This is a genomic window from Aquincola tertiaricarbonis, from assembly GCF_023573145.1.
Classification (GTDB): domain Bacteria; phylum Pseudomonadota; class Gammaproteobacteria; order Burkholderiales; family Burkholderiaceae_C; genus Aquincola; species Aquincola tertiaricarbonis_B.
This window is the reverse complement of record NZ_CP097636.1, coordinates 1,558,515-1,570,697: the sequence shown is the minus strand read 5'-3', so window position 1 is coordinate 1,570,697 and position 12,183 is coordinate 1,558,515. Positions and strand designations below refer to the sequence as shown.

Sequence of the window (12,183 nt, the reverse complement as noted above, 5' to 3'; positions counted from 1 at the left end):
AGTCTCCATGCGTCCCCTGCTCGCCCTCGCCGCCGTCGCCATCGCCGCCTCGGCCCTGCTGTCGCCCGCCCACGCCGGTCCTCGCCTGGACCGCATCGTCGAATCGAAGACGCTGCGCGTGGGCACACCGGGGGACTACCGGCCCTTCGCCATCACCGCGGGCACCGGCTATGAAGGCCACGACATCGACGTGATCGAGAAGATCGCCAAGGAGCTGAACGTCACCATCCAGTACGTGCCCACCTCGTGGCCCAACCTGGTGGCCGACCTCAAGGCCGACAAGTTCGACGTGGCGGTGGGCGGCATCACCCGCAACGTCACCCGCATCCGCCAGTTCGAGATGCTGCCGGGCTATGCGCCCTTTGGCAAAGTGGCGCTGGTGCGCACCGCCGATGCCGCCCGCTACCAGTCGCTGGCCGACCTGGACCAGGCCAACGTGCGCGTTATCAAGAACCCGGGCGGCACCAACGAGACCTTCGTGCTGGCCAACTTCCGCCAGGCCCAGGTGTCCACCCATCCGAAGAATGCCGAGATCCCGGCGCTGATCGCCGACGGCAAGGGCGACGTGATGATCACCGAGACCTATGAAGCGCTGGTGTATGCCAAGGCCGACCCGCGCCTGACCGCCAAGTTCGTCGACAGCCCGCTGACGCCCAAGAACTACCTGGGCTTCATGCTGCCCACCGACGATGCGGACTACACCCGCGTGATGCGCTTCGCATGGGACCTGGTCGACCAGCGCGGTGGCCTGGAGCAGGCCCGGCAGCGCTGGTTGAACGTCGGCAAGTAAGCCCCGCAGCGCACCTCGTCGTCAGGCGAGGTAGCGGTTGGGGCGGTGGTTCATCGCGATCAGCAGGTTGAGCACGATGGCCCCGCCCACCGAGGCCACGATCGACGGCCACGGCACCAGGGCCGTGGAAGCCAGGATGATCAGCAGGTCGATCGCCATCTGCACATGCCCGGCGCGGATGCCGTGGCGATCCTGCAGGTACAGCGCCAGCAGGTTGAGGCCGCCCAGGCTGGCCTTGTGGCGGAACAGCACGATGAAGCCCAGGCCCATCAGCATGTTGCCCAGCAGGGCCGCGTAGAACGGGCTGATCTGCGCGATGCTGACGAAGCGCGGGTGCAGGTCGGTGCACACCGACAGCAGCGCCACGCAGCAAAAGGTCTTGAACACCATGGCGCGACCCATGCGCCGCCAGGCCAGGTAGTAGAACGGCAGGTTGAGCAGGAAGAACGCCACGCCGAACTTGACGCCCAGCGCGTAGTGCAGCAAGAAGGCCAGGCCCGCCGTGCCCCCGGTGACCGCCTGCGACTGCTGCAGCAGCATCACGCCGAATGCGATGACGAAGCACCCGGTGAACAAGGCCACCAGGTCTTCCTGCAGGCTGTGGGGCACGCGCTCGACCGCAACGGCGGCGGGGGACAGGGGGGTGGTGGACGCAGAGGTGTGCATGGTCTTGGTGCGCGTGCATGTAATGTGCACGAAACAAGCATCCATTATGCCAATGAGCACCACCCCAGCTCATTAAGCCACTCGATTACACGCTTCGTGCACCAAACTATGCATGGCGCACAAACCTGCCCTACGCCACCCTGAACCGCGCCACCATCGCCAGCAGCCCCTGCGACTGCTGGCGCAGGCCCTCGGCGGCGGCGGAGCTCTGTTCCACCAGGGCGGCGTTCTGCTGCGTGCCCTCGTCGATGGTGGCCACCGCCTGGTTGATCTGCGAGATGCCCAGGCTCTGCTCGTGGGTGGAGGCGTTGATGCGGGCCAGCAGCTCATGCACCTGCTGCACCTGCGTCACCAGTTCGGTCATGGTGTGGCCGGCGCCGGCGGCCAGGTCGCTGCCGGTGGCCACCTTCTGCACGTTGTCGGCGATCAAGGCCTTGATGTCCTTGGCGGCGCTGGCCGAGCTGCTGGCCAGCTGGCGCACCTCGGCCGCCACCACCGCGAAGCCGCGGCCCTGCTCGCCCGCACGCGCCGCCTCCACCGCGGCATTGAGCGCCAGGATGTTGGTCTGGAAGGCGATGCTGTCGATCACGCCCACGATGTCGGCGATGCGCCGGCTGGCCTCGCTGATCATGCCCATGGTGCTCACCACCTCACGCACCACCTGGCCACCGTGGTCGGCCACCTGCGCGGCCGAGGCCGCCAGCTCACTGGCCTGGCGCGAGCTGCCGGCATTGGCTTCCACGGCACCGGTCATCTCCTGCATGGAAGCGGCGGTCTGCTGCAGTGCACTGGCCTGCTGCTCGGTGCGGCTGGACAGGTGCTGGTTGCCGGACGCGATCTCGCACGACGCGGTGGCGATGCCATCGGCCGATTGCCGCAGGTCGCCCACCATGCCGGCCAGGCTGCCGTTCATGCGCGACAGCGCGCCCAGCAGCTGGCCCAGTTCGTCACGCCGGTCCACCACGATGCGGCTGCGCAGGTCGCCCGCGGCCACCGCCTCGGCCACCGTCACCGCGTGCTTCAGCGGCGCGGTCACCAGGTGGCTGATCATCCAGCCCAGGCCGCAGGCCACCAGCACCGCACCGGTGCTGAAGGCCACCATCCAGCCGCGGTCCACCGCATGCTCAGCCGCGGCTTCCGTGGCCGAGGCCACGCTCTGCCGCCGCACCTCGGCGATGAAGTCGGTGCTGGCCGACAGCAGCGCGGCCAGCAGCGGCCGGCAGTCGTCGTTCATCATGGCGATGGCCTCGGCATGCCGGCCCTGCTCGGCCAGGCCCACCACCTTCAGGGCCACGGGGCCGTACTTCGACTCGACATCGGCGATGCGGGCCAGCGCGGCGCGGTCCTGCGCATCGGGCGCGGCCTTCAGCGAAGCCTGCATCGCCGCCAGGCCGGTCTGCATGTCCTGGTGGGCGGCGCGCACGGCCGTGCGCTCGCGCTCCAGGTCGTCGGCGGCCTTCACCAGCACCAGGTTGCGCGCCGCGATGGCACGGCGCATCGCGGCGCTGCGAAGGTCGACCGCGATGCGCTCACGCTCGCTGATGCCGGTGACGTACTCGACGAAGCGGTCGCTGGAGCGGGCCAGCGAATGGAGCGCCAGTGCGGACACGCACATCACGATGAAGGCCATCAGCGCGAAGGCCAGCATCAACTGACGCTTGACGGGCAGGTTGCTCAAACGCATGGAAACTCCAAAAGTCGGGGCCTTGCGGTACGAATGCCCTGTGATATCGGCCCGGTGCCCGTTGCAGCGCAGCCGTGCAAGCCGCCAGCCGCTGGCAGGCCATGCCGCCCGCCGCTGTAGGCAGTCTCCCTACAATCCACGCACGCCCTTGCAGACGCCTTGCCCATGCGATTCCTGATCATCGACGACCACCCGTTGCTGCGCATGGGGGCACGGCAGATGCTGGCTTCACGCTGGCCCGACGCCGAGGTGGCGGAAGCGGAAACCCTGGCCGATGGCATCCGCCAGTTCCAGGCGGCCCGGCCCGACGTGGTGCTGCTGGACCTGCGGCTGCCCGACGCCGACGGCATCGAGAGCGCGGTGCGCATGACGCGCGTGGCGGGTTCGGTGCCCATCCTGGTGGTGAGCCAGAACGACGAGTCGTCGCACGCCACGCGGCTGCTGGAGCTGGGCGTGCGCGGCTTCCTGCCCAAGGACCGCGCGGCCACCGACCTGCCCGCCGCGGTGCAGCGCCTGCTGGACGGCGGCCGTTACCTCACGCCCGAGCAGGCCGACCGCCTGGTGGACCTGCTGGGCCCTGGCGGGCGCGACCAGCGGCCGGTGCATGAAACCCTGTCGACCCAGGAGTTCCGCGTCACGCAGCTCATCGCCGCCGGCCGCACGCCGGCCGAGATCGCCGAGACCATGCACCTGTCGGTCAAGACGGTGGGCAGCTACCGCGCGCGCATCTTCGAGAAGACCGGCTGGCAGTCCAATGCCGAGCTGGTGAAGTACTGCCTGCAGCATGGGCTGACCGAGCCCGCCGGCGGCGGCTGATCGCGCGCAGCAGCGTCAACGCGCCGGCTGCCGCGGCAGCGTGAAGTAAAAGCGCGCACCCTGCCCCGGCGCCGACTCGGCCCACACCCGGCCGCCATGCCGGTGCACCACCCGGCGCACGATCGACAGGCCGACCCCCGTGCCCGGGAACTCCGACGCTGCATGCAGGCGCTGGAACACGCCGAAGAGCCGCGCCGACTGGCCAGGGTCGAAGCCGCGGCCGTTGTCGCCGACGCAGAACACCGTCTCGTCGCCCTCCTCCCGCGCGCTCAGCACCACCTGCGGCCGCTCGGCCTTCGACGAATACTTGAAGGCGTTGGACAGCAGGTTGGTCCACACCTGGCGCAGCATCAGCGCATCGCCTACCACCGCCGGCAGCGGGGGCACCGTCACCTCGGCCGGCGTGCCGATGGCCCCGGCCCGCACTTCGGCCAGGGCTTGCTCCACCAGCGCATCGGTGTCCACGGGCGCCCGCTCGTAGTCGCGCTGGTCCACCAGCGCCAGCGTCAGCAGCTCATCGGTCAACTGGCGCAGCCGCTCGCATTCCTGGGCCACCACCTCGATGCTGCGGCGTGCGCCAGCGCCGCGGGGCGGCTGCTCGCCTTCCAACACCTGGCCCAGCACCAGGCCCATCGCGCCCAGCGGTCCGCGCAGGTCGTGGGCCAGGCTACGGCTGAAGTGGCGCAGGTCTTCATTGGCCAGTTGCAGCAGCTCGGTGCGCTGCTGCACCCGTGTCTCCAGGCTCTCGTTCAAGGCGCGCAAGCTCTGCTCGCGCTGGCGCAGGTCTTCCAGCAGCACGGTGAGCGAGGCGCCCAGCTGATCCACCTCGTCATGGGTGACCTGCTGGGCGGCCTCGGGCATCAAGGCCTGGGCGCGGCGGGCCACGCGCCGCAGCGGGCCGGTCAGCCGCACCGTGATCCACCAGCCCACCAGGCCGAACAGCAAGGCCCCGGCACCACCCAGCCACCACAGCCGGTGCTGCAGTGCATCGGCATCGCGGAAGGCGGTGGACTCGGGCTGGCGCACCACCACCGTCCAGCCCATGCCGGGGTAGTCGTCCAACGGCTGGCTGGCGCTGGTGGCGGTGAGGTAACGCTGGCCATCGGACCAGGTCAGGCTGCCCGCCTCGCCGGCATCCACCGGCCCCGGCAGCGCCGGCTGCCGCGGTCCCAGCGCAATGTCGCCGCTGGGGCCGACGAGCACGATCTCCACCGCGCGCGCGGCATCCACCGTGGCCAGGGCCTCGCGGCGGCGCTCTTCGGCCCAGGCCCAGCTCAGGTGCCCGCCCACCACGGCCACGGTGCGCCCGCCGCGGCGCAGCGGCGCGGCCACGTCCACGAAGCGCAGCGGCTCGGTGCTGCCCGCCTCGGGCCGCAGCAACGAGGCCAGCAAGGCCGCCTCGTGCACGTCGCCCACGATGGGCGCCCGCAGGCCCTGCTGGAACCAGGGCCGGTGCTGCACGTTGCGGCCTTCCAGCAGGCCCTGGGTGGCGGCCAGCACCTGGCCATCGGGCGTGGCCACGCCGATCCAGCTGTAGTGCCGGGAATTGCGCTGCAGCCCCTCCACCAGCACGCGCCAGTGGGTCGGGTTCAGCTGCCAGTCCAGCAGCTGGTCCAGCGCGGCGATCTGCCGCACCTCACCCAGGCGGGCGGCCATGTCGGCATCCAGCCGCTGCGACAGGCGCTGCGCCAGCTGCTGCAGGGCCGCCGCGGTGTCGCGCTCGCTCTGGCGGTAGGCCTCGCGCGCCGACAGGTAGCTGATGGCACCGAACAGCAGCAGCGCCAGCGTGGTGAAGGCCAGCGCGATGCGGGCCCGCATGCTGCGGCGGCGCAGCCAGCGACCGGCGGCGGTGCGGGCCGGCAGCATGGCCATCACGGGCCCCGGGGTGGGGGCTGAAGCCCGCATCGACGAATCACCCATGGACATGTGCGCGCGAATCACCGGCCTGGAACCACAGCCAACGCGGCAAGACCGCGTGCAGGCCTTGGTGCACGGGCCGGCAGCCACGAGCAGCCGGCGCGCCATGCGCCGCCACCGGTGGGTGCCGGCCGATGCTACTGCGCCCACCTGGGAGCACGTGCCGGGGAAATGCCGGGCTTTCACCGGCCTGGCGTGGTCGCTGAACCGCCGGCGCACGGTGGTGCCAGACGCGCATCGCGCCAGCCGATACTGGCACCCCCGCCCTCTCTGCCTGCGCCAGACCATGTCCACTGCCCTGCTCGTGATCGATGTGCAACAAGCCCTTTGCTTTGGTGCGCTGGCCGCCCTCGACGCCGAGCGGGTGATCGAGCGCATCAACGGCGTCAGCGCCCGGTTCCGCGCGGCGGGCCGGCCGGTGGTGATGATCCAGCACGCTTCGCCCGACGCGCCGCTGCAGCAGGGTTCGCCCGGCTGGCAGCTGGCCGAGGGGCTGCACACGCAGCCCGGCGACCTGCTGCTGCCCAAGCGCGCCACCGACTCCTTCCACCAGACCGGCCTGCACGAGCTGCTGCAAGCGCGGGGCATCCACCAGTTGGTGATCTGCGGGCTGCAAAGCGAGTACTGCGTGGACACCACGACGCGCCGCGCGCTGGCCCTGGGCTACCCGGTGCAGCTGGTGGCCGATGGCCATTCGACGATGGACACGCCAGTGCTGACGGCGTCGCAGATCAGCGCCCACCACAACCACACGCTGAGCCACATCACCAGCTTCGGCGCGCGCGCGCGGCTGGTGGCTGCAGCCGAGGTGCAGCCTTAGCCCGTATCAATATGCGCCGCTGCGCTTGAGCACGGCGGGCACCGTGCGCACGAGGATGCTGAGGTCCAGCCACAGCGACCACTGATCGATGTACTCCAGGTCCAGCTCCATCCAGCGCTGGAACGGGATGTCGCTGCGGCCGCTGAGCTGCCACAGGCAGGTGATGCCCGGCAGCACGCTGAAGCGGCGGCGCTGCCAGTCTTCGCGAAAGCCCGCCACGTCGCGCAGCGGCAGCGGCCGCGGGCCGACCAGGCTCATCTCACCGCGCAGCACGTTGAACAGCTGCGGCAGCTCATCCAGGCTGGTGCGGCGCAGGAAGGCGCCGAAGGGCGTCACGCGCGGGTCGTGGCGCATCTTGAAGGCCGGGCCCTTGACCTCGTTGAAGGCCTCCAGCGCGGCCTGTCGGGCTTCGGCGTTCTGCGTCATGGTGCGGAACTTCAGCAGCATGAAAGCCCGCTTGTTGAGCCCGATGCGCTGCTGCCGGAAGATCACCGGCCCCGGGCTGGTGAGGCGGATGCCCAGCGCCACCAGCGCCATCACCGGCGCCAGCAGCAGCAGCAGCGCCGCCGCGCCCAGCACGTCCATCCCGCGCTTGCCGGCCACGCGCCAGTCGTTCTCGGGCACCGAAGACAGGTACAGCACCGGCTGCGCCGCCACGCTGCCGGTGCGGGTGCGCGCCAGCCGCGCGCTGAAGAAGTCGGCCGGCATCGTCACCAGCGTGCCCTGCTCCTCGCAGGTGTTCACCACCTGCTGTATGCGTGCATACGAGGAACGCATCGGCAGCATCACGAACACCTCGTCGACCACGCTGTGCGAGAGCACCGCGGCCAGCTGGTCCGTGCCGCCCAGCCAGGTCGGCATGCCGGCGGTGGCGGGCATGTCGTCGTCCACATAGCCGATGACGCGGTAGCCCAGCTCCTCACGCTCGGCCAGCAGGCGCGCATAACGCTGGGCGCGGGCCCCGGCACCCACGATCAAGGCAAAACGCAGGTTGCGGCCCTGCAGGTGCACCTTGGCCAGCAGGCTGCGCAGCACGCGCCGGCCCGCCACCACCAGCAGGGCCAGCAGGGCGGTACAGGGCAGCAGCAGGTCCAGCCGCGCCCACGCCGGCACCAGGGCGATCAGCAGCACCGCGGTCACCGGGCCGCACAACAAGGCGCTCCAGGCGGCACGTGCCGATTCCGTCCAGCCGTCTTCCAGACGATGCGAGGCATAAAGCCCGCGGCTCAGCAGCAGCAGGTGCCAGCACAAAGCCAGCAAGGGCCACAGCAGCGTGAACGGCGGCTGCAGCAGCGATTCGGGTTGAGCGCCCTGCAGCAGCAGCACGGTGGCCAGGGCCAGCGGCGCGGCGCCGGCCTCGGCCGTCTTGAAGGTCCACATCGCCCATTGGCGACGAACTCTTGGCGTCATGGCATCGCCCCTCCGCGGCGTGTTGGCCGACGCAGGTCGGCAAGGCCATGGTTGAAGCCGCGCCGAGCGGCGGCAACCCCTACAACCGGGCCTCGGCCGGTCCTAGGGGGATGAGTGGCTGCACTCCCTAGTTCGCAGTGGCGGGCGGGCGCGCGCTTCCTAACCTTGAGAGGTCTCAAGGCCCCCAAGGAGGAACACCATGCCATGGACGAAGAGCCTGCTTGCAGCCGCGGTGGTGGGCGCCAGCCTGTCCGCCCAGGCCGCCATCGGACCGGTCGGCCCCGGTGATCTCGGGCTGATCACCACCGACACCGCCACCCTGGTCAATGCCATCGCCGGCACCAACACCGACATCAACGACAGCTACACCTTTTCGCTGAGCGGCCTCAGCAACATCGTGGCCGCCTTCGCCGACTTCACGCCGCCCAACACCAATGCGGGCGATTTCAGCACCAACCTGGCCGGCTTCGCCATCTTCTCCACCAGCAGTGCCACGCCCCTGCTGTTCGACAACACCCCGGGCGATGGCCTGTTGGTGGCCGGCCAGCTGGGCGCGGGCAGCTATGTGTTGACGGTGCTGGGCACGACCACCGGCACGCTGGGCGGGGCCTATGCGGGCGGGCTGGCCGTGGCCGCGGTGCCCGAGCCGGCCACCTACCTGATGATGGCGCTGGGCATGGCCGCGCTGGGCGGCTGGTCGATGCGGCAGCGGCGCGGGCGCTGACGCTCGCCAGGCGCCGCCCGCGATGACCGGCAAGCGCCGATGCGCTTCACAGGAAGCCCAGTGGCCGCTGGCCGAAGCCCGACAGCCCCGGCAGCGCGCGCGCCAGGGCCGCGTCGCCCACACCCAGCCAGTTCAGCAGCGTGGCCGCGTACTGGTCCACCGCGATCTGCGGAATCCAGCGGCCATGCCGTTCACCTTCGTGGCGGCTGGCATCGTCGGCGCCACCCGGCGTCGGGTCGGGCAGGCGGCCATAAACCTGGCCGCCACGCACCGGCCCGCCCATCACCCAGTGGTGGTTGCCCCAGCCGTGGTCGGTGCCCAGGCTGGCATTGGGCAGCACCGTGCGACCGAACTCGCTTTGCGTGAACGAGACCGTGGTGTCGCCCGCGCCCACGGCCTGCAGCGCCGCATGAAAGGCCGCCAGCGCCTCGCCCACCCAGCGCAGCAACTGGGCATGGTCGCCCAGCGTGGCACCGTCACGCGCCACCTGGTTGGCATGGGTGTCGAAGCCTTCGAGCTGCGTCAGGAAGATTTGCCGGTCGCCCCCCAGCGTGGCCCGCGCATGGATGAGCTTGGCCACCTGGTACAGCTGCGCCGCCAGCGGGTTGGCAAAGCGGCCGTTGCTGAGCAGCGGCGCGAACACCTGGTCGATCAAGGCGAAGGCCGCGGCTTCACCGGGCAGCGTGCGCACCAGGCCGGCCAGCTGACTGGACAGCCAGAAGGCCTCGATCTGCTGGGCCGCGAAGCGCTGCGCCAGCTCGTTGTCCTGCGTGTCCTGGTACATGGCCAGCAGGGCCTGCTGGCGCGCGGCCAGCGGCGCCCAGCGTGCATCCTCGGCCTGCAGGCCGTAGCCGCCGAACAGCTCACCGGGGCCGGGCAGCACCAGCGTGGCCCGGTCCTCGGCCTGGCCGAACAGCGGGTTGTTGCCAAAGCCGATGACGGGCTGGCTGCCGGCCGCGCGGCCACCCCAGCCGCTGCGCAGGCGCGGGTTGCCGCCGCCGGCTTCCCACAGCACGCGCTGGTCGGGGTGGCTGAACAGGCTTTCGGGCAGCTGCGTGGTGTCGGCCGGTGCAGCGGCCATGAACGTTGACTGCGTCAACGGTTTGACCAGCGGCCCCACGTTCAGCACCGGCGCCAGGCGCCCGGCGTCCCACCAGGGTTGCAGTGCGGCCAGCGAAGGATGCAGGCCCAGACCGCTGCCGGCCAGCGGCACCAGGCTGCCGGGCGGCAGGGCCAGCGCCCCACGCAGGCCGGCATACAGGGCATAAGGGTCGCGCTCCGTCGGCACCAGGGTGTTGGCGCCGTCGTTGCCGCCATACAGGAACACGCACACCAGCGCGCGGTAGTCACCGGCGCGTGCGCCGCGAGGCGCCAGCGTCAGGCCACCGGCGCCCAGGCCCAGCGCGCCCAGCAGGCCGGCACCCCGGCGCAGCAGTGCGCGGCGGCGGGCATCGAAAGGGGTCGTCATCGTCTTGCTCACGGCTGCACCTGGTATTGCGGCGTGGCCAGCACCAGATAGGCCGCGGTGCGGGCCCGCTGGGTGCGCCATTGATCGGCATCCACCTGCGGTGTCCACCACGCCACTGCCTGCACGATGGCACTGCGGGTGGCGGCCGGCAGCATGCGGCCGATGACCAGCAACGAAAACTCGTCCACCAGCTGCTGTGCATCGTCGGCCCGCGCGGCCAAGGCCGAGAGGTCCACCTGCGTGCCGGTGGCCTGGGGCACGCCGGCATCGGGGCCGATACCGCCCTGGTCGAGCAGGAAGCTCATGAAGTTGAGCCGGCGCAGCGCCGCATTGGGGTTGTGCAGGCCGAACTCCGGCCCCTTGAGCGCCGTGCCCGGCACCGGATGGTTCGGCGAATAGAAGTTGAAGACGCTGGGCGCGCGGAACACCACCTGCGACAGCTCGCCGCCCCACCACCAGCCCAGCGCGTCGCCATCGGTCTTTCCGCCCACCGCGCGCAGCACGCCAGTGAACAGCAACACCGGCTCGCGAAGCTTGCCGGCCTGGCGGCTGGGGCTTTCGGTGCGGGCCTCGGTGTCCAGCAGCACCGCGGCCACGGTGGCGGCCAGGTCGCCCCGCGTGCCGCTGCCAAAGCTGCGCGTGGCGCCTTGATAACGGCCGGCATCGAAGGCCTGGGCCACGCGGGCCACGTAGGCCGGCGTCGGGTTGCTGGTGACCAGGTGCTGGATGAAGCGCTGCGCGATGAAGGGGCCCAGGTTGGGATGGCGCATCACGCTGTCCAGCACCGCATTGAGCGCGGTCTCGTTGTCATGACCCGCGGCCAGCGACACGCCTGACAGCAGCGCATGGGCCTGACGGTCGTGCAGCGCCGGCAGCGGCAGCATGTCGCCCTGGTAGAAGCGGCAGTTGGCGCCGCGCGGCCAGCACCCATAGCCCGAGCGGCCCCCGGCCGGGTAGGTCCAGCCGGTCAGCGCCAGCGCATAGCGGCGCACCATCGTGTTGTCGAACACCGGTTGGCAGCGGCCACCGGCCAGCGTGCCGTCGGCATTGAGCAGGCAGGTGCCCAGGCTGAACAGCTCCAGCAACTCGCGCGCATAGTTCTCGTTGGGCGCGGCGGCGTCGTTGTTGGCATGGTTGAGGTAGTCGCCCATCAGCGGCGACAAGGTCACCTTGCGCAGCAGCTCGCGGTAGTTGCCGAAGGCCTGGCCCAGCAGCAGGTTGTGGTACTCACGAAAGCCATAGGTGGCTTCGGCCCCCACACCGCTGACCACCAGCCACTGGCCCAGCGCAAAGGCCACGCGCTGGCGCAGCTGGTCGGGCTGGCCCAGGGCATTGCGGTAGAAGTCCCACACCAGCGGCTGGGTGCTGAAGTGGTTGCGCCAGCAGTCCGGGTGCTGGTGGGCGGGCAGCGCACAGAAGGTTGTCTGCTCATCGAACTGGTGCACCGCGGCCGTGCCGCCCGAGGTGTAGCGCGAATCGCTGCGGGCCAGTTGCGCGGCCAGCCAGGCCTCGGCGCCCTGGGCCTTGATCTCGGCCACCAGCGCGGGGCTGGGGCCGAAGCTGGCCTGGTGCGCCAGGCGCACCGCATCGAGTTGCGTGGTCGGCCGTTCGGCCGGCGCGGTGGCCGTCGCAGGCAGGGCGGCGGGCACGCTGGCGGCAGCCTCGGTGGAGGCCGTGCCCATACCGCCACCGCTACCGCCACCACCACCACCACCGCCGCATGCCGCCAGCAGCAGCGCCAGGGCGGCCGGCCAGGCGGCGCGCAGGAACAGAGCATGGAGTTTCAACATGCCGCCATGCTGCCCAGCCGGGCCGCCTGCAAAGGCCGGATGACAGCGCGCTTCAGCCGGCAGATACAGGCCGCCTATCGCAGGGCCTGCCGCAACAG

General features: G+C 70.8%; 10 protein-coding genes. 4 read left to right on the top strand and 6 right to left on the bottom strand.

All coding sequences use genetic code 11. The features are described from left to right. Positions 1-7 precede the first annotated feature (7 nt). Positions 8-790: a transporter substrate-binding domain-containing protein gene (locus tag MW290_RS21575; protein WP_250199726.1), complete on the top strand. Its 783-nt coding sequence runs from the start codon at positions 8-10 to the stop codon at positions 788-790. Positions 791-811: 21 nt separating this feature from the next. Here MW290_RS21575 and MW290_RS21570 read toward each other — a convergent pair whose 3' ends face one another. Both MW290_RS21570 and MW290_RS33165 read right to left on the bottom strand, forming a co-directional pair. Next, positions 812-1,456 carry a YitT family protein gene (locus tag MW290_RS21570; RefSeq protein WP_250199725.1) on the bottom strand — a complete coding sequence of 215 codons (645 nt, stop codon included), beginning with the start codon at positions 1,454-1,456 and terminating at the stop codon, positions 812-814. Positions 1,457-1,586: 130 nt separating this feature from the next. Further along, complete coding sequence (locus tag MW290_RS33165; RefSeq protein WP_310740168.1) at positions 1,587-3,140, bottom strand: methyl-accepting chemotaxis protein; 1,554 nt, start codon at positions 3,138-3,140, stop codon at positions 1,587-1,589. A 165-nt stretch (positions 3,141-3,305) separates the two neighbouring features. Between MW290_RS33165 and MW290_RS21555 the strand changes: the two genes are divergently transcribed. Next, positions 3,306-3,956, top strand: coding sequence for a response regulator transcription factor (locus tag MW290_RS21555; RefSeq protein ID WP_250199724.1), 651 nt, complete (start codon positions 3,306-3,308; stop codon positions 3,954-3,956). 15 nt (positions 3,957-3,971) lie between these two features. Here MW290_RS21555 and MW290_RS21550 read toward each other — a convergent pair whose 3' ends face one another. Beyond that, positions 3,972-5,828 carry a sensor histidine kinase gene (locus MW290_RS21550; protein ID WP_250199723.1) on the bottom strand — a complete coding sequence of 619 codons (1,857 nt, stop codon included), beginning with the start codon at positions 5,826-5,828 and terminating at the stop codon, positions 3,972-3,974. 331 nt (positions 5,829-6,159) lie between these two features. Here MW290_RS21550 and MW290_RS21545 point away from each other — a divergent pair, with 331 nt between their 5' ends. Beyond that, positions 6,160-6,693: a cysteine hydrolase family protein gene (locus tag MW290_RS21545; RefSeq protein ID WP_250199722.1), complete on the top strand. Its 534-nt coding sequence runs from the start codon at positions 6,160-6,162 to the stop codon at positions 6,691-6,693. 6 nt (positions 6,694-6,699) lie between these two features. Here MW290_RS21545 and MW290_RS21540 read toward each other — a convergent pair whose 3' ends face one another. Further along, positions 6,700-8,103 (bottom strand): sugar transferase, encoded by a 1,404-nt coding sequence (locus MW290_RS21540; protein WP_250199721.1) that lies wholly within the window; start codon positions 8,101-8,103, stop codon positions 6,700-6,702. 199 nt (positions 8,104-8,302) lie between these two features. Between MW290_RS21540 and MW290_RS21535 the strand changes: the two genes are divergently transcribed. Continuing rightward, the gene (locus MW290_RS21535) at positions 8,303-8,827 is read left to right on the top strand and encodes an FxDxF family PEP-CTERM protein (protein WP_250199720.1); all 525 of its coding nucleotides are present in this window, start codon (positions 8,303-8,305) and stop codon (positions 8,825-8,827) included. 46 nt (positions 8,828-8,873) lie between these two features. Here the strand turns inward: MW290_RS21535 and MW290_RS21530 are convergent, their stop codons facing one another. Further along, entirely contained in the window at positions 8,874-10,295 is a 1,422-nt protein-coding gene (locus tag MW290_RS21530) for a DUF1501 domain-containing protein (protein WP_250199719.1), read from the bottom strand. Between the two features lie 8 nt (positions 10,296-10,303). Continuing rightward, positions 10,304-12,085 (bottom strand): DUF1800 domain-containing protein, encoded by a 1,782-nt coding sequence (locus MW290_RS21525; RefSeq protein WP_250199718.1) that lies wholly within the window; start codon positions 12,083-12,085, stop codon positions 10,304-10,306. Between the last annotated feature and the right edge of the window lie 98 nt (positions 12,086-12,183).